Origin of the sequence: Bordetella tumbae, from assembly GCF_965139195.1 — a bacterium.
Taxonomy (GTDB): Bacteria; Pseudomonadota; Gammaproteobacteria; order Burkholderiales; family Burkholderiaceae_B; genus Bordetella_A; species Bordetella_A tumbae.
Genome location: NZ_CBCSJH010000001.1, coordinates 637,791 through 655,669 on the forward strand (window position 1 = coordinate 637,791; position 17,879 = coordinate 655,669).

Here is a 17,879-nt window from a genome sequence, read left to right on the forward strand (position 1 = left end):
GCACGGAGCGGCTTCGCCGCCGTGCCGCGTGGGGTGCGAGGCCCGCGCCAATGCAGGCATGTCCGCGTGCTCCGCACGACCGGACACGCCATAGCTTGCAGGGACCGCAGCCATGACCGACCGCCGCGACGACGATTTCCGCGTGCGCCCCAGCGCCTTGAAGGACCGGAGCAAAGGCCAGGGCCAGAGCTTCGTTTCCAAGGTGCTTAAGCAGGCTGGCAAGGCCAGCGGCGGCAAGTCCACGGTGCGCCGTCCGGTATCGGCGCGTGGCACCGGCCAGCGCCCCGGCNCGCGCCNGGGGNGNGGCCACACGGCAGCGCGCTTCGCCGGGGCGAAGCTAACGCCCATGTCGCGGCGCGTGACCATCAAGACGCTGCTGGTCAATCACCAGGGGGCCAGCCCGCAATCGCTCGCCAAGCACCTGCGCTACGTCGAGCGCGACGGCGCAGGCCGCGATGGCGAACCCGGCCGGGCCTACGGGCCACAGGCCGACGAAGCTGAGCTGGACGCCTTCAAGGAACGCTGCGCCGACGACCGGCACCATTTTCGCTGCATCGTTTCCCCGGAAGACGGCGCGGAACTGGACGACCTGCGCACCTACACCCGGCATCTGGTGAACCGCATGGAAGCCGACCTGGGCACGCGGCTGGATTGGGTGGCGGTGGATCACTGGAACACCGACAATCCGCACACCCACCTGATCGTGCGCGGGCGCGACGACACCGGCAAAGACCTCATCATCGCGGGCGACTACATCGCCCACGGCTTCCGCCATCGCGCCGCCGAACTGGCGACCGAATGGCTGGGGCCGCGCACCGAGCTGGAGATTCAGCAGGCCTTGGGGCGCGAGATGGATCAGGAACGGTGGACGAGCCTGGATCGCACGTTGCAACGTGAGGTCGGCGAGGACGGCCGGGTGCAGGTCGAGCGCTTCAACGAACCTCGACTGCTACGCCAGCGCCTGCTGCTGATCGGCCGCCTGCAACGCTTGCAGCGCCTGGGCTTGACCGACGAGGCGCAGCCCGGCTCCTGGGTCATACATGCCGATGCCGAGAAGACCTTGCGCGCCCTGGGTGAGCGTGGCGACATCATCCGCACCATGCAACGGGCCATGCGCGGCCAGCAGCGCGAGTTAGCGGTGTTCGAGCCGGGCGACGACGGCCGCACCATCATCGGCCGCGTGGCTGCCAAGGGGCTGGCCGACGAACTGCGCGACCGAGGCTATCTGGTCATCGACGGCACAGATGGCAAGGCCCACTACGTCGCACTGAACGCCCGTGACGAGCTGGCGAACTATCCCACGGGCGCGGTGGTGGAGGTGAAGGGTTCGGCCGACGTGCGCGCCGCCGACAAGAACATCGCCGCGCTGGCGAGTGATGGCCTGTACCGCGCCGATCACCACCTGGCCATCGAACAGGGCCGGGCCAAGCCCGGNCGCGACCCGCAGGAGGTTGTCGCCGCCCATGTCCGGCGGCTGGAAGCGTTACGCCGGGCCGGCATCGTCGCGCGCGTGACCGAAGGACTATGGAAGGTGCCCGACGACCTGGCCGAGCGTGGCCGCCAGTACGATGCGCAGCGCCTGGGCGGCGTGGCCGTGGAACTGAAATCGCACCTGTCCATCGAGAGGCAGGCGCGCGTGATTGGTGCCACCTGGCTCGACCAGCAGTTGATCGGCGGTGGCTCGGGCCTGGGCGAGCTGGGCTTTGGCGGCGAAGTGAAGCAGGCGATGCAGCAGCGCGCCGATTTCCTGGCCGAACAGGGGCTGGCCGAGCAGCGCGGGCAGCGCGTGATTCTCGCCCGCAACTTGCTGGGAACCCTGCGCAATCGGGAACTGACGCAAGTCGCCAAGGACATTGCCGCCGACACTGGCTTGGAGCATCGCCCGGTGACTGACGGGCAGCGCGTGGCCGGCATCTATCAACGCTCCGTCATGCTCGCCAGCGGGCGCTACGCGATGCTCGATGACGGAATGGGATTCAGCTTGGTTCCGTGGCGTCCGGTGATCGAGCAGAGGCTGGGGCAGCAGCTTGCCGCGATGGTGCGCGGTGGCGGCGTGTCGTGGGAGATTGGACGGCAGCGTGGGCCAACTGTTGGTTGAAACGGCATGCATTCATGAGAAGCTCGAAGGTATGCGCTTGGAGCCGCCTGAGGAGACGCTTCGCGATCATCGAACCAGCGAGCAACGCAATGCCGATGGTGAGTCCTCGCAATACAACAGGGGGAGTGAGCGCGCCGGATGCGTCGAAGGTGCCGAGCTTGCCCGCGTATAGAAGGATTGCGCTTGCCGCCTCCGATCCGAGGAATGCGCCACTGCTCATGCCGTAACCAGAGAAGACCGGCGCGCTGAGCGGTCCGGTGGACAATACTAATCCGGTAAGAAATCCGACCAGCGCCCCAGCGAGGGCTCATATGCCAGATGCGCAGGTGGACATGAGCGCGCCTGATGATGGGGCGTAGCGGGATCATCGCGAGGAAGAAGGCGGCTAGGAATACGTCCACGATGGCGGGTGGAATCGTCAGCAGCGTTGGGGGGCGCCTAACACTGCTGCTGGAACACCGGTCAGCGAGTAGCAAGCACCCGTCGCCAACGAAATTCGTGCCACCAAGCGATCGCTCATCCGATATTGCCGAACAGAGAGGCGATCGCCATGATGGGCACAGCGCTCCGTCGCCCGTACAAGCTCACAAGGACGGGCAGCATGATCAGTGACGAGCCTGTGCAAATCATACCGCTGAGGACGCCTGCGCCAAGTGCGAAGAGGAAAATAAGCGATAGTGAGAGCATATGCCGTAACGTCAGCCTGGACCGTCGCTCGCAGCCGCGAGCAGCGGCACCAGGATGTCGCTGATCGGCGTCGGAACACCGTGAGCCCGGCCGCGACGCGCGATGATGCCGTTGCGGATATCCCATTCCAGTGGTCGGCCAGTTTCCCGATCCGTGAGGATGGAGGTGCCCATGTCCGCAGGGGCCGACTGGAATTTGCCGAGGATCTCTTGCGGCACTTCCACACCGAGTTCAATGCCCTCTGCGTTTGCCACGGCCAGGCATTCCCGCAAATAGGCCAGCGCCAGCCCGGCGATGTCAGCGCGGCTGAACATGCCCGAACGACGATGTGTGAGTGCCATGAGGCCTGCTACCGCGTTCTGCAACAGCTTGCGCCAGGCCAGGGAACTGAAGTTTTCGGCCAAGTCCGCGGCGCACCGCGTGCCTTGCAGTGCCTGGGCCACGACACGCGCGGCAGCCGTGTCTGGCAGAGTCAGGCGCGCCTCGCCGCGCAGGCGGACCGAGCCATCGGATTGCGTCTGCGCAGGAAACCACACGACAGCGGGGACGATGTGCCCGCCTGGCGCGTGCGGGCGCACCATCTCAATCTGTTCGATCCCGTTCTGCAAGACGCACACGACGGTTTGCGGGCCGACCAGCGCCGAGAGCCATTCTGCTGCCGCATCGATCTGCGTGGTCTTGACTGCCAGAAACACAAGATCAGCCGCGTGTGTGATCTGCTTCTGGCTCGTCCGAACCGGGCCGGGGACAGTCATGGGACGGCCATCTTCCAGCAGCGTCAGGTGATCGCGGGGAGTCCGTCCACACAGCAAGGGTGTGCGGCCGACCTCATGCAGCATCGCCGCGACCGTGGTGCCGATCGCGCCGGGCCCCACGACTGCGACAACAGGGATGATTTTAGTGGCCATGAAAGTGGATTCCTTTAAGGGCATCTATCCAAGGGCAGGTTGTGTCCCTCGTACGGTGAATGTAATATATTACATATGCATAAGGATGTTGGTAATTTAATTACAGAGGCCGAGCAACGATTGCGGCAATGGATCGGCAGTATTCAAGCACGAAGCGGCGACCTCGCCGCGAGCGAGGCTAAGGTTGTCGATCTGCTGCTCAGCGATCCTTTGTTTGTTGGGACCAGCACGACCGTCCAGGTTGCTGTCCGGGCCGGTGTTTCGCCGCCTACGGTGATCCGCGCGGCGCGTGCGCTTGGGTTCAGCGGCTTTCCCGAACTGAAGATCGAAATTGCCCGTGCTCGCGGCACAGCCCGGTTCTTCGCTCCGCCCGAAGTGCTCAGCGCGGATGCGACGTCGGCCTCCGTGCTGGAAACCTCCATCCGTGCCGGCACCGATGCATTGACTGCGCTGGGCGGGGCCATCGAACTCTCTTCGCTTGATAAGGCCGTCGGTTTGATACAGGACGCGCGGCAGGTCTTTGCGTTCGGTGCCGGTCCTTCCTCGACGGTTGCTGCCGATGCGGTCTTCCGTCTGCGCGCGGTCGGCGTGATGACCGTGAGCATCCCGGATCACTTGTCGGCCATGATTGCAGCACGGCTCCTGGGCGCCGAGGACGTCGTCATCGCCGTCAGTTCGACTGGCCGCACGTCATCCACGCTTGCCGTCGCCGATGCAGCGTCATCGGCCGGCGCCTCGCTGATTGCCATCACCAACCAGTACGACACGCCTTTAGCAACCCTCGCGGACGTCGCACTTGTCGTCGGCGGCGCGCCGCTACCGGCACAGATGGCCGCTGCGGGAAGTCGGCTGGCGCAACTCGTCGTTCTTGATGCGCTGGTCGCCACCCTTGCGCTGCGCGATCCAGATCGCAGCCGCTTGGCGGAGCGGGCAGGCATTGATCTGCCTGACATTTCCTGATGCCCTGATGCAGCCCGACACCATTGCCATGGTCCTTGCCGCAGCGGTAGCGCATGCGGTGTGGAACCTGGCCTCGAAGTACAAACGAGGCAACACCTTGCTGTTCGTCTGGGCCTACAGCTGCGCTTCGACGCTGTTGTGGATCCCTATCGCGGTCGGTCTCATGGTGCAAGGGCAGCAGACGATGGATGGGCAGTTGGCGGTGGCAGCGGTTGTTTCGGCGGCATTGCACATCGCGTACTCGCTGACCTTGCAGGCTGGCTACGATCGCGCCGACCTTGGGGTGGTTTATCCGATCGCTCGTGGCACGGGGCCGGTGCTGACGATGCTGTTCGCGATTCTTGTTCTGGGCGAGTGGCTAAATTTCGTCGCGTTGTTCGGAGCACTCCTGGTTGTCTCAGGCGTGCTTGTCGTCGCAGGCAACCCGTTCCGAAGCGGCAGTCGCCGCCCGCTCCAGGGCATGCTTTGGGGGGCCGCCACAGGTGCCACCATCGCCAGCTATACCGTCTGGGACAGCTACGCGGTCACGTCGCTGCATGTGGCGCCAGTGGGCTACTACGCGGGAACGCTTCTGCTGCAAGGCCTGACCCTGACACCAGGCGCACTGCGGCAGCGACGGCACATCCCCGCAGCACTTCGTGCCAATGCCGCGCCTATTCTCATCGTGGCCATCTTCTCCCCACTGGCCTACATCCTGGTGTTGAACGCCATGCAGGCGGCGCCTCTTGCGCTTGTCGCCCCCTTGCGCGAGTCGTCCATCATCATCGGTTCCCTCTTCGCGTATCTACTCTTTCGTGAGGACCATCTCGCGCGCCGCATCGTGGGTGCGGTCGTCGTGCTGATCGGAATCGCGGCAATCAGTCTGTGATGCTTTTTGCCGCGCTGGTGCGCATTCATTAGTTGATGATGGACTGAATGCAGGCTTGCCGTTGAATGCTTCGTTCGCTATACGAAAGAGCCTATGATTGCATGAAGGTAAATCATAGGAGGGCCAGCCATGTCGCGTCCTGATCTCAATCTCCTGCTGGCGCTGGATGCGCTGCTCGACGAGGGCAGCGTCATCGGCGCCGCACGCCGCATGCATCTCAGCGCGCCGGCGATGAGTCGCACCTTGAGCCGTATCCGAGAGGCGCTGGGCGATCCGGTGTTCGTCCAGGTTGGCCGCAAGCTCGTGCCCACGCCCAGGGCGCTGGCGCTGCGTGAGCAGGTGCGGCTGGCGGTCGAACAGGCCTCGCAGGTGTTCGCCTCCGATGCTGAGATCGACCTGAAATCGCTGGATCGGCGTTTCAACGTCCGCGCCACCGATGAGTTCGTGAGCATCCATCTGGGCCATCTCCTGGATGCGATGGCGCGTGAGATGCCTCGAGCGATGCTGCGTTTTTCGCCAGAGGAAGACGACGTGGACGATGAGGCGCTGCGCAGCGGTCGCATCGACCTGTTCATCAGCGCCTCGCGCAAGCTGGGGCCGGAGATTCGCGTGCAGTCCCTGTTCACCACGACGTTCGTGGGCGTCGCGCGCGCCAACCATCCGATCTTCGACGAAGAAATCACGCCCGAGCGCCTCACGCGCTGGGAGCACATCAACGTGTCGCGGCGTGGCAAGGCCGTCGGGCCAGTCGATGCCGCGCTGGAGGCGCAGGGGCTGCGTCGACACGTCGCCTTGGTACTGCCCAATCCGTACACGGCACTGTTCGCATTGCAAGATTCGGATCTGCTGTTGCCCTTGCCCCAGCATCTGGCCACTACCGCGCTGTCCGCGGGCCTGCGTATGCGCGTGTTCGATTTGCCGACACCGCTGGAAACCGTGCTGCTGACACAAGCCTGGCACCCGCGTCTGGAGGGCGACCCGGCCCATCAATGGCTGCGACAGACCATCCATACGCTCTGCAATGAGAGCCAAGCGCAAGCGGCAATGCGCGCCAAGCCCTAACTAGGTGACTGGCTCTATGAATGCGTTTTACGCAGTCATCTGAATGCAATAAATTCACTTTTCGTAATGATCGACCCTGCCTACAGTGATGCGTATTGATCACTGTAGAAGGGTTGCATCGTGCATTTGGCGAACGTGCCTGACACGGATTCAGGCGTCTCCTTACGCCTATCCCGGTTGCGGGAGCGGTTGGCGCGTGGCCTGCCTTATCTCGACCTGAGCACCCCACGCGCGACCTATGTGATGCGGTCGATCCTGGCCGCGTGTCTGGCCTTGGTGGTGGCGTATCTGCTGGAACTGCACGGTCCCTATGCAGCGGCTTCCAGCGTGCTGCTGGTCATCAACCCCGTCCAGGGCGGCGTGGTCGGCAAGGGAGTGTGGCGAGTGCTGGGTACGCTGGTCGGCATGCTGGCGGCCTTCGTGCTGATGAGCGCCTTCGGCCAGATGCCCTGGTTGTTCCTGCTCGGTTTCGGCCTGTGGCTGGGGGCGTGCGTGGTAAGCATGACCCTGCTGCGTCATTTCCGGGCCTATGGCGCCACGCTGGCAGGCTATACCGTGGGCCTGGCGGCCTACGGCGCCATGCAGCATCCGGAACGCACCTTCGACCAAGTAATGGGACGCGGGGCGTCCGTGATGATCGGCGTGGTCTGCCTGGCGCTGGTCTCGGCCCTTTTCAGCAGCCGCAGCGTGCACAGCCGCCTGGCCTCGCTGCTCGACCGCCTTGCGGCCGCCACGGCGGGCATGCTTGCGACGCATCACCAGGCCATTCAAGGAAGCGGCGGACCCGATGCCAAGCCGCTCGATGCCGGACGGCGCTCCCTCATCACCGAGGTCTACGGCGTGGACGATCTGCTGGCGCTGGGCAAGGCCGAATCCGCCGACCTGGCCCATCGTGCCGGCACTGTGCGGCACACCATGGTCTCGCTGTTTTCCGCTCTGGTGGGCGGTGCGCCGCCCCTGCACGGACACAGCGCCAGCCTCGCTGTACTGAGCGCGTTGCAACCGGACTGGGAAAAGGTATGGCGGGAGGTGGGCCAGTCGCTAGGGCAGGAACCCGGCCAGGCCGAAAGAGCACATGCCATCCAGCTTTTGACCGACCTGCGCACCCGGCTGAGGGACGCGCTCACGGTCACCTCGCTCGACGACGCCTCCGAGCAAGCCACACTGATGATCGCGGGCGACCGCCTGGTCGAGCAACTCGACGATTACTTGCAAGCCCTCGAAGGCATCGAACGTTTCCACCAACCCAGGCCGACGCCGGCGCGCGTGTCCGTGCCGTTCCACCGCGACACCGCGGCAGCCCTCCAGAACGGCGTACGCGCCTTGTTGACCGTGGTGATGGGCGGCGCCTTCTGGATCGCCACCGGCTGGACGGAAGGCAACATGATGCTGGCGGGGTTGGCGGCGGCCTGCGCGCTGCTGTCCACCGCGCCCAATCCCGCGCTGGGTGCGGTCGAATTCATCAAGGGTACGGTGGCCGCCGTGGTGATGGCCTTCCTGTGCACCTTCATCGTGCTGCCTCACGTCTCGGGCCTGCCGCTGCTGCTGGTGATCCTGAGCCTGTTCTGGCTGCCCGGTGTGTATGCCACCACGATGCCGCGCTATGCCCTGGCGGGCGTGGCCTATCTGGTGGCGTTCACGACGCTGGCGGCGGCGGACAACCCGATGCGCTACGACTTTGCGCTGTTCCTCAATGGCGCCGTGGCCTGGATCCTGGCGACGTGTTTCACGCTGCTGGGCTTCAGGATCGTGCTGCCACGCAACGGAGCGCGTGACGTCACGCGCTTGCGCCAGCGCATCCGCGACGCGGCGCTGGGCACCTTGCGCGGCGAGCCGACGGATGCGTCGGCCTGGCAATGGCGCCAGCAGCATCGCATCGCGCAACTCGGCGCCTTGCTCAGAACGCAGCCGCAGGCGATGGATCGCGCCGTCGCCCAGGCGCTGACCAGCCTGCATCTGGGCCGGGAGGTGCTGCGCCTTCGCCGGTGGCTACGCCAAGCCTCTCCGGATGCCGAGTGGGCGCGCGTGGCGGCGCGCACCCTGCGTCATATGCGCCAGCGGGCCGGTGAACCCGCGCGGGCCGCACGCCATGCCCGCCGCGCGGCGTCCTCCTTGGCGCGATTACCGGCGCGATCCAGCGCCGCGATGGATGACGTGCGGCGCGTGACCGCCGTACTGCTCGATATCGCCGCGCTGCTGGAACGCCATGAGAACGACGTTCCGTCCCCCTCTGGAGGCCAAATCCATGCTCAGTGAGTTCTCGTTGGCCGGCATCTACCTGCCGCCGTTCTTTGCCTACGCCTGCCTGACGCTGCCGATCTATCTGGGCCTGCGCTTCGTGCTCGCGCGTAGCGGGGTGCTGCGATGGGTGTGGCATCCAGGCCTGTTCGAGTTCGCCATCTCCCTTTGCCTTGTTTCCCTGTTGGTGCTTTATGTCTGAACGCTCCTTTCCCGCCCAGCGCCTGCTGCGGGCAGGACTCACTCTCGCGGTGGTCGTTGCCGCCGGGTTCCTGGTCAGCGCGCTGTGGCGCGCCTACGTCATCGCCCCCTGGACCCGCGATGGCCGTGTCAGCGCGCAGATCGTGCGTATCGCCCCCGAGGTGTCAGGCACCGTCGCCGAGGTCTCGGTGGCGGACGATCAATACGTAAAGCGCGGCGAGGTGCTCTATCGCATCGACAATGCCAGCTTCGCGCTGGCGCTGGCCCAGGCCGAGGCGCAGTTGGCGGCGGCCGAGGTGTCTCTGCGCCAGAAAACCGAGGAGGCGCGGCGGCGCCGGGGCATGGAAAGCCTGGTGCCCGCTGAGGACATCCAGCGAGCGAATCAGGCCGTGGCCATCGCCCAGGCCGAACTGCGCGGTGCGCGGGTCACCGTGGACAGGGCGAAGCTGGATCTGGCGCGCACCGAACTGCGTGCGCCAACCGATGGCTACGTCACGCGCCTGCGCTTGAACAAGGGCGACTACGCCGTGGCGGGCCAGCCGAACCTGGCCCTGATCGACGCCCATAGCTTCTGGATCACCGGGTATTTCGAGGAAACCAAACTGCGCGGCATCAAGCCCGGCGCGGCGGCGCAAATCCGCCTGATGGGCTTCGACCAAGTGTTGCCAGGGCGGGTGGCCAGCATTGGGCGCGGCATCACCGACAGCAACCAGCAAGCCGACGCGCAGGGGCTGCCGAGCGTGGAACCCAGCTTCAGTTGGGTTCGACTGGCGCAGCGCATTCCCGTGCGCGTCGAGTTCGAGCATGTCCCGCATGAGCTAGTGCTGGCCGCCGGCATGACCGGCAGCATTGAGGTCACGCCTTCGGCAGGCACGCCGGTACCGCAGGGCCGACTGATTTCGCTGTTACACCGCTGGATGTGAGGACAAAGCCATGCATGCACCCATCCCCTGCACACAGCCGCGCCTTCAGCAGGCAATGCTGGCCTCACTGTTGGCCGTCCTGGCCGGCTGCACCACCGTGGGCCCGGACTACCGCACGCCGACGCTGGATGTGCCCGCGCACTGGATCGAGGCCGACGCCACCATGTCCGATGGCGACCACGATGGCCTGCGCACCTGGTGGCGCGCCTTCCAGGATCCGTTGCTCGACCGCCTGGTCGATCAGACCCTGACACATAACCAGGACCTAGATATTGCCTTGGCACGCCTGCGCCAGGCACGCGCCGAACGCGTGCAGATCGCATCAGCCGCCATGCCCGAAGTCTCGGTCGGCGCCGCCGGCGAGGCGGTGCGCAGTAGCAAGGCACTCAGCGCGCAGCCCGGCGGGCGGGCACGAACCTGGCACCTCGGATTCGATGCCAGTTGGGAACTGGACTTGTTTGGCGGCACGCGCCGCGCGGTCGAAGCCGCTGACGCCGGCATCCAGGCGCTCGCCGAAGACCATCGCGCGCTGCAAGTGAGTCTCGTGGCCGAATTGGTATCCGACTACGCCGGGCTGCGCGCCGCGCAATTGCGTCTGGCCATTGCGCAAGACAATATCCGTACGCTGGCCGAAGCCGAACGCCTGGCCGAACAGGCACACCGGGGCGGCTTGGGCACGCTGGCCGACGTCACCCAGGCCCGCGCTGAGCGCGAAACGGCCGAGGCGCAACCGCCTTTGCTGGAAGCGGACATCGCCCGTTTCAGTCATGCCATCGGCGTGCTGGCGGGCGGCTTTCCCGGGGATTGGCATGCCGACCTCGCCACGTCCGCACCGGCATTGCCCATGCCGGCCGACTTGCCGCTGTCACTCCCTTCGGAAGTTATTCGCCAACGCCCCGACCTGCGTGCGGACGAACGACGCCTGGCCGCCGCCACCGCGCAGATTGGCGTGGCCGAGGCCGCACGCTTTCCCGCGTTCCGCATTCCCCTGGGGTTCGGTACCACCGCCAGCGTCATCCACGACCTGTTCTCAGGCGCCAGCCTGGCGTGGTCGGCGGCGATGCAGGGTAGCCAGTCCCTCTACGACGCGGGCCGCGCGCAGGCAGGCGTGACCGCGGCGCAGGCCAACGCCGACGCCGTGCGGCGCGTCTACGAGCGGGACGTGCGTTCGGCGTTGCGCGACGTGGAAGACGCCTTGACCGCATGGACCAGCGAACGCCAGCGGCAAGCCTCGTTGCAGAAGGCTGTGGCCGATAGCCAACAGGCCCTGGGGCAGGCGACCCGACTCTATGCGCGTGGGATGAGTGCCTATTTGCCGGTGCTGGTGGCGCAGCGCAGCCTGAACCAGACACGCGATGCGCTCGCCCTCAGCCAACTGGCGCAACTGCAAGGAGGCATTGCCTTGTACAAGGCGCTGGGTGCGGGAGGGGCGGACACGGCATTGGACCCTGAGTCCGATTAACCCGTCAATGCAGAAACAGTGGCGACGCGGAGTTTCATTGCGCCGATCCGTCATCAACTCCAAAAAGCTAATGTCATGGACCGAACGGGACCAAGCCTCGACTTTGATTTCAACGATATTGCAGTTTTTGTACTAGTCGCCAAACAACGCAGCATTTCCTGCACTGCCGAGTTGATAGGGGTGAGCGCCTCGACAGTATCACGCCGTCTGAGCTCGCTTGAGGAGCACCTGGGCGTGCAGCTTATGTCGCGCAGCACTCGGCGAATCCTGTTGACCGAGGCGGGCAAGCTCTATTACGAACACTGCCATAAACTCATCGAACAGGCACACGACGCTCAGGATCTATTACTGGAGCATACCGCGCAACTACGCGGCACACTCAAGGTATTGCTTCCAGATACGCTGGACGCGATTCAATTGCCAGCCTTTATTCCGCAGTTCGCGCGTGCCTGGCCTGATTTACAGATCCACTACGACTGCCACCAAGACCTTCAATGGGAGCAGCATCGCGATTTTGATGTCGCGTTGCGCTGGGGAACACAGAGCAACAGCGATCTGATCTTACGCAATATTGCTCAAATCGAATTCGGTCTCTATGCCAGCGAGCAATATCTAAAAACACGCGGTATGCCTAAACATCCCGGCGAGTTGGCCCGACATGATTGTGTGTATGCCGACCTATGTAAAGAGCTCGCCAGTTGGACCTTTCACCACTCGGAGCAACCGCTCGTCGTCAAACCTCAAAGCCACCTTGTTCTCAATGACCTGGACCTGGCTTACCGTCTCGCATGCGAAGGCGCGGGCATCGTAGCGCTGCCCCTCACGACGACGAACAGCGAATCACTGATACCGGTATTACCCACATGGCGCCTTGCCCCAGTCACGTTGCATGCCGTGTATTCGGGCCGCACACCGCCTGCCCGTGTGCGGGTCTTCATCGATGAGTTGATCCAGCATGCAAGCGCACTGAAATTAAATATCACCAGGCTGGGTTTGTGCTCTGTGGATCTCACGCACACTGGTTTACAACGGTAATTAATAGAGCCATGCAATGGAAATTCGCCACTTACGCTGTTTTCTGGCTGTAGCAGAGGAGCTCCATTTCGCCCGTGCTGCTGAGCGGTTGCACATGGAGCAGTCGCCGCTGTCTCGGGCTATTAAGGAGCTGGAAGAAGAATTGAGTGTGGTGCTGTTCGCACGTACCACCCGCAGCACGCGGTTGACTCGAGCGGGGAAGCTGTTCCTGGATCATGTGCCGCGTGTCTTTGCCGCTTTACAGCAGGCGCGCGACAGCGTGGATGCGGCCGCCAACGGTTTTTATGGTCAGTTGCGCATCGCACTGTCAGACGGCATTACGCCATCGCGCCTACCTGCTTTGCTGGCTTTGTGCCGGCAGGAAGAACCAGAAATCGAAATCCGCTTGACTGAAGTTCCTCTGGCACAGCAGATCAAGGGGCTGCATGATGACCTGTACGACGTGGGCTTTGCCTGCGCCGATGAAGTCGGAGATGGCGTCGTGACTTTGCCCGTCTGGAGTGATCCGCTGATGGTGGCCGTGCCCGCGAGGCATCCCTTGCTGGCCCACAAGCGCATCCCGCTCGAAGAACTGCTGCGTTACCCACTGGTGCTATGCGATCAGCAAGCGTGCGAAGGCCATGCGAGGCAGGTCGAGCGCGTGCTGCGCCGTGTGGACACAGAACCGTTGGTTGCCGAGCGGGTCGCGTCCTGCGACCTGATGATGGCGTTGGTTTCAGCCGGTTTCGCCCTGGCGCTGACCGGCGCCACATATATCGCGGCTAGCCGAGAACAAGGCGTCATCGCGCGGCCACTGGCCGCTCGCTCGCCCCTGCTTACAACCTATCTCCTACGCCTGGATAGGGAACCTTCGGAAACCCTGGCTCGTTTCATTGAGCGCGTACGGACTATCGAGTCACCGGTAGACACTGGGTCAACATTGGACGACGATCCCGATTCCCTGGAGGAGTTCGGGCCATGAAGAGAACCATTCGATGCTTGTTGATTGCGATATCGACAGTCTGCTGTCACACCGAAACGCCAGAGAGTAAAAAACGTGTCGACTGTTTAAGAGCTGGCGTCTGATCCCATGCAGTTGATTACGTTCGACCCGTCTACAAATTTCCATTTTTCTCTCGTTACGTCGTAGTGTGCCCTTGCTGGCTATGACTGTCCGTACTGTGCTGTTACTGGAAATCTTGCTTTTTTCTCGACCTTTCTGTCGATAACAGTCTTTGACCAGCGATTGACCTGAGCCCGATCCTCGCCTGTACGGCACGCTTTTGTGCCGCGTGTTGTATAGGAGAGAACGGAGGCCAGGATGCAAGGTCAAGGCGTGCTGTTCGGGCAGATTGCCGTGGTTTCCGGCATCGTGATCGCCGGCGTGTGGGCTGCCACACAATGGACGGCCGCTGCTTTGGACTACCAGCTACGCCTGGGCGCGCCCTGGTTCGCCGCCTTCGATACGCCGGTCTACTACCCGTGGCGGTTGTTCGAGTGGTGGTTTTTCTATGGCGCCTATGCGCCCAAGACCTTTGACGTCGGTGGTGCCATCGCCGGTGGTAGTGGCCTGCTGGCTGTCGTCGTGGCCATCGCCATGTCGGTGTGGCGTTCACGCCAATCCAAGCTGGTCACGACTTACGGGTCGGCTCGCTGGGCGCAAATGGCCGACATCCGCAAGGCGGGGCTGGACAAGCCGGCCGGGGTTTTCCTCGGCGCATACCGCGGGCAATACCTGCGCCATGAAGGCCCGGAACACGTCCTGACCTTTGCGCCGACGCGCTCGGGCAAGGGCGTGGGCCTGGTGGTACCGACCTTGCTGAGCTGGCCGGCATCCGCCGTCATACACGACATCAAGGGCGAAAATTGGCAGATCACCGCCGGCTGGCGTTCACGCTTTTCGCATTGCCTGCCGTTCAATCCGACCGATGCCAAATCAGCGGCCTACAACCCGCTGCTGGAAGTGCGGCGCGGCGTCCATGAGGTGCGCGATGTGCAGAACATCGCCGACATCCTCGTCGATCCCGAAGGCGCACTCGAACGCCGCAACCATTGGGAGAAGACTTCGCACGCGCTGCTGGTTGGCGCCATTCTGCACGTGCTCTATGCAGGCACGGACAAGACGCTGCGCGGCGTGGCGAATTTCCTCTCCGATCCGGCATGTCCGTTCGAATTGACGTTGCATCGGATGATGACCACCTGCCATCTGGGTGATGCGCCGCACCCGGTTGTCGCCTCCGCCGCGCGGGAAGTGCTCAACAAGTCCGAGAACGAACGCTCCGGCGTGCTGTCCACGGCCATGTCTTTTCTCGGCCTGTACCGCGACCCTACGGTGGCCGAAGTGACCTCGCGCTGCGACTGGCGCATCGCTGACCTGATCGCCGCCGAATCGCCCGTTTCCCTGTATCTGGTGGTGCCGCCTTCGGATATCAGCCGCACCAAGCCACTGGTGCGCTTGATCCTCAATCAGATCGGCAGGCGCTTGACGGAATCATTGGATGGTAGCGACGGCATCGCGCGTCGCCACAAGCTGCTGCTGATGCTCGACGAGTTTCCCGCACTGGGGCGGCTGGATTTTTTCGAGACGGCGCTGGCGTTCATGGCCGGCTACGGCATCCGCAGTTTCCTGATCGCACAGTCGCTCAATCAGATCGACAAGGCCTATGGCCAGAACCATTCCATCCTCGACAACTGCCATGTACGGGTGACGTTCGCCACCAACGATGAGCGCACCGCCAAGCGCATCTCCGAAACTTTGGGCACGGCGACCGAGCTGCGTGCGCAGCGCAACTACGCCGGTCATCGGCTGGCGCCGTGGCTGGGGCATCTGATGGTGTCGCGCCAGGAAACTGCGCGTCCACTGCTCACGCCTGGTGAGGTGATGCAGCTGCCGCCGACCGAGGCGGTGGTGATGGTCAGCAGTCTGCCGCCGATCAAGGCCAAAAAGCTGCGCTATTACGCCGACGCTAATTTCAAGCGCCGTGTGTTGCCACCGCCCGTGCTGGCGCAAGGGCGCTACGCCGATGCGCCGCCGTCACGCCCGGATGATTGGCATGGCTTGGCGATGCCGGCGATCCCTGCTGCGCCTGTCACGACAGAAGTCCTGGACACGGGCAATGCCGATGACGATGGTCCGCGCCGTCAACCGGAACTGTCGGAGGTCACCGAATACCGACCTGAAGAAGGCTTGGCGAGCAATGACCTGGCGCTGCTCGATGACGACGATGCGCCGTTGCCACTTCCTCGCCAGCTAGATCCCGCTCTGCAGCGCACGGCGCGGCTGGCTTCTCTCGACCAACACGACGGGATCGAACTATGAGCCAGTACCGCCTGAACCTGTTCATTGCCCACGAACACGCCAAGCGCCTGGACGAATTGGCGGCGAAGAAGGGCGTCTCCAAATCCAGCATCGTCGCGGCGGCGCTGGCCTCCTGGCTGTCGCCGGATGCTGGCGATCAGCGTGAAGCGGCCATCGCCAAGCGGCTGGATCGGTTGACGCGCCAGTTCGAGCGGCTGGAGCGCGACCAGAACATCGCCATCGAAACCCTGGCGCTGTTCGTGCGTTATTACCTGACCGTGAGCGCGCCGGTACCGGAGGCGCATCAGGAAGCGGCGCGCGCGCAGGGCAAGGCGCGCTTCGAGCAATTCGTCGAGCAGCTCGGCCGTCATCTACTGCGCGGTCGCAGCCTGGTGCGTGACGTGGTCGAGGAATTGCAACCGGATACCGCCAGGCTGGATGACGCGGCGGCACTGGCCGAGGCTCAGGAGCGTGCTTCATGAGCGCCGTGCCGCAATCGCTGACGATCACGTCCCTGGATCGACGTATCCGCATGCTGCGCACGGCCATGGGGCCGCTGATTGCCGCAGCGCTGGAAGACCCGGACGTGGTGGAAATCATGCTCAACCCCGACCGCAGCCTGTGGGTGGATCGGCTCTCCAGCGGACGCGCGCCGATGGGCGCGGAGCTGACCGAGGAGGAGGGCGAACGCATCATCCGGTTGGTGGCGGCGCACGTCGGCGCCGAAGTGCATCGCAGCCAGCCCTTGTTGACGGCAGAGCTGCCGGAAACCGGCGAGCGTTTCGAGGGCGTGTTGCCGCCTGCCGCACCAGGCCCGGCCTTCGCGCTGCGTAAGCGCGCCGTCGGCGTGATTCCGCTGGAACGCTACATCGCCGACGGGATGATGAGCGTAGAACAGGCTGAGTTCCTGCGCGATGCGGTGCGGCAACGCCAGAACATCCTGATTGCCGGCGGCACCAGTACCGGCAAGACCACGCTTGCCAATGCCTTGCTCGCGGAAATCGCCGCCACGGGCGACCGTGTGCTGGTGCTGGAAGACACGGTGGAGCTGCAATGCGCCGCACGCGACCACGTGCCGCTGCGCACGCGCGCCGGCGTGGTGTCCATGACCGAACTGGTGCGCGCCACCATGCGCCTGCGCCCGGATCGCGTCGTCGTGGGCGAAGTGCGTGGCGGCGAGGCGCTGGATCTCATCAAGGTGTGGGGCACCGGCCACCCCGGCGGCATCGCCACCATTCATGCCGGTTCCGCGCAAGGCGCGTTGCTGCGCCTGGAGCAACTGATTCTGGAAGTGGCGGTGAACCCGCCCCGTGCGCTGATCGCCGAGGCGGTCAACGTCGTCATCCATATCGCCGGTCGAGGCCGACGCCGGCGCATCGCGTGCATTGCCCGCGTCGCCGGTTATGACGGCGCGGGTTATCGCCTGACCGATGCACTGACGCCGGCCATATCCATGCCACTGCCATTTTCTTCCTCTTCACCTTCCCCCGACCCCGTTGGAGACTCGCCATGACCCCGTTGCATGCCCCTGTTTTGCGCTTTTCCGTAAACCCGGTTTCGATGCTGACGCGACTGCGTCGGCTGGCCGCGCCCGCGCACCACGGCCTGCTGATGGCCGCCGTGATGCTGCTGAGTATCGGCACGGCCAAGGCCTCCGGTTCGTCGATGCCGTGGGAGAGTCCGCTGCAGTCGATTCTTGAGTCCATCCAGGGGCCGGTGGCGCGCATCGTGGCGGTCATCATCATCATCGCCACCGGCCTGGCGCTGGCCTTCGGCGATACCTCGGGTGGCTTTCGTAAGCTGATCCAGATCGTGTTCGGTCTATCCATCGCCTTTGCCGCATCCTCGTTCTTCCTGTCTTTCTTCAGCTTCTCCGGCGGGGCGATGGTATGAGCGCCGGCCATGATCTGCCGGGCTTTGAGGTGCCGCTGCATCGCTCGCTGACCGAGCCGATTCTGTTGGGCGGCGCACCGCGCACCGTGGCCATTGCCAACGGCACGCTGGCCGCTGCCGTCGGGCTTGGCCTGCAATTGTGGATTCCCGGCGTGGTGCTTTGGATCGTCGGCCATTCGCTGGCCGTGTGGGGCGCACGCGTCGATCCGCAGTTCATGCAGGTGTTCGCCAAGCACCTCAAGCACAAACCCTTGATGGACGTGTGAG

General features: G+C 64.3%; 15 protein-coding genes and 2 pseudogenes. 16 read left to right on the forward strand and 1 reads right to left on the reverse strand.

Features of this window, described 5'->3' with window-relative positions; genetic code table 11:
• Positions 1 to 304: 304 nt before the first annotated feature.
• Positions 305 to 1,434, forward strand: a pseudogene (locus ACNA0J_RS03070) (DUF3363 domain-containing protein); the annotation flags it as partial.
• A 1-nt stretch (position 1,435) separates the two neighbouring features.
• Positions 1,436 to 2,098: pseudogene (locus tag ACNA0J_RS03075) on the forward strand (DUF3363 domain-containing protein); the annotation flags it as partial.
• A gap of 698 nt (positions 2,099 to 2,796) precedes the next feature.
• Here ACNA0J_RS03075 and ACNA0J_RS03080 read toward each other — a convergent pair.
• Positions 2,797 to 3,693, reverse strand: coding sequence for an oxidoreductase (locus tag ACNA0J_RS03080; protein ID WP_415816250.1), 897 nt, complete (start codon positions 3,691 to 3,693; stop codon positions 2,797 to 2,799).
• A 75-nt stretch (positions 3,694 to 3,768) separates the two neighbouring features.
• Here ACNA0J_RS03080 and ACNA0J_RS03085 point away from each other — a divergent pair, with 75 nt between their 5' ends.
• The 14 genes from ACNA0J_RS03085 (at position 3,769) to ACNA0J_RS03150 (ending at position 17,878) form a co-directional block, all read left to right on the forward strand.
• Positions 3,769 to 4,653, forward strand: coding sequence for a MurR/RpiR family transcriptional regulator (locus ACNA0J_RS03085; RefSeq protein ID WP_415816252.1), 885 nt, complete (start codon positions 3,769 to 3,771; stop codon positions 4,651 to 4,653).
• On the forward strand, positions 4,631 to 5,521 hold the full coding sequence (locus ACNA0J_RS03090) for an EamA family transporter (protein WP_415816254.1): 891 nt from the start codon (positions 4,631 to 4,633) through the stop codon (positions 5,519 to 5,521). Before ACNA0J_RS03085 ends, ACNA0J_RS03090 begins: the two co-directional genes overlap by 23 nt.
• A 129-nt stretch (positions 5,522 to 5,650) precedes the next feature.
• Positions 5,651 to 6,583 (forward strand): LysR family transcriptional regulator, encoded by a 933-nt coding sequence (locus tag ACNA0J_RS03095; RefSeq protein WP_415816256.1) that lies wholly within the window; start codon positions 5,651 to 5,653, stop codon positions 6,581 to 6,583.
• 120 nt (positions 6,584 to 6,703) lie between these two features.
• The gene (locus ACNA0J_RS03100; RefSeq protein ID WP_415816258.1) at positions 6,704 to 8,839 is read left to right on the forward strand and encodes an FUSC family protein; all 2,136 of its coding nucleotides are present in this window, start codon (positions 6,704 to 6,706) and stop codon (positions 8,837 to 8,839) included.
• Entirely contained in the window at positions 8,829 to 9,023 is a 195-nt protein-coding gene (locus tag ACNA0J_RS03105) for a DUF1656 domain-containing protein (protein ID WP_415816260.1), read from the forward strand. The genes ACNA0J_RS03100 and ACNA0J_RS03105 overlap by 11 nt, the downstream gene beginning before the upstream one ends.
• Positions 9,016 to 9,945, forward strand: coding sequence for an efflux RND transporter periplasmic adaptor subunit (locus ACNA0J_RS03110; protein WP_415816262.1), 930 nt, complete (start codon positions 9,016 to 9,018; stop codon positions 9,943 to 9,945). The genes ACNA0J_RS03105 and ACNA0J_RS03110 overlap by 8 nt, the downstream gene beginning before the upstream one ends.
• A gap of 10 nt (positions 9,946 to 9,955) precedes the next feature.
• On the forward strand, positions 9,956 to 11,407 hold the full coding sequence (locus ACNA0J_RS03115) for an efflux transporter outer membrane subunit (protein ID WP_415816264.1): 1,452 nt from the start codon (positions 9,956 to 9,958) through the stop codon (positions 11,405 to 11,407).
• Between the two features lie 75 nt (positions 11,408 to 11,482).
• Complete coding sequence (locus ACNA0J_RS03120; protein ID WP_415816266.1) at positions 11,483 to 12,442, forward strand: LysR family transcriptional regulator; 960 nt, start codon at positions 11,483 to 11,485, stop codon at positions 12,440 to 12,442.
• 16 nt (positions 12,443 to 12,458) lie between these two features.
• Positions 12,459 to 13,403 (forward strand): LysR family transcriptional regulator, encoded by a 945-nt coding sequence (locus ACNA0J_RS03125; protein WP_415816268.1) that lies wholly within the window; start codon positions 12,459 to 12,461, stop codon positions 13,401 to 13,403.
• Positions 13,404 to 13,742: 339 nt separating this feature from the next.
• Positions 13,743 to 15,740, forward strand: coding sequence for a conjugal transfer protein TraG (locus ACNA0J_RS03130; RefSeq protein WP_415816270.1), 1,998 nt, complete (start codon positions 13,743 to 13,745; stop codon positions 15,738 to 15,740).
• On the forward strand, positions 15,737 to 16,201 hold the full coding sequence (locus tag ACNA0J_RS03135; RefSeq protein WP_415816272.1) for a CopG family transcriptional regulator: 465 nt from the start codon (positions 15,737 to 15,739) through the stop codon (positions 16,199 to 16,201). The genes ACNA0J_RS03130 and ACNA0J_RS03135 overlap by 4 nt, the downstream gene beginning before the upstream one ends.
• Positions 16,198 to 17,232 (forward strand): P-type conjugative transfer ATPase TrbB, encoded by a 1,035-nt coding sequence (gene trbB, locus ACNA0J_RS03140; protein WP_415816274.1) that lies wholly within the window; start codon positions 16,198 to 16,200, stop codon positions 17,230 to 17,232. The genes ACNA0J_RS03135 and trbB overlap by 4 nt, the downstream gene beginning before the upstream one ends.
• Positions 17,229 to 17,612, forward strand: a complete 384-nt coding sequence (locus tag ACNA0J_RS03145) for a TrbC/VirB2 family type IV secretion system protein (RefSeq protein WP_415816276.1) — start codon at positions 17,229 to 17,231, stop codon at positions 17,610 to 17,612. Before trbB ends, ACNA0J_RS03145 begins: the two co-directional genes overlap by 4 nt.
• Positions 17,609 to 17,878 (forward strand): VirB3 family type IV secretion system protein, encoded by a 270-nt coding sequence (locus tag ACNA0J_RS03150; RefSeq protein WP_415816278.1) that lies wholly within the window; start codon positions 17,609 to 17,611, stop codon positions 17,876 to 17,878. Before ACNA0J_RS03145 ends, ACNA0J_RS03150 begins: the two co-directional genes overlap by 4 nt.
• Position 17,879 lies beyond the last annotated feature (1 nt).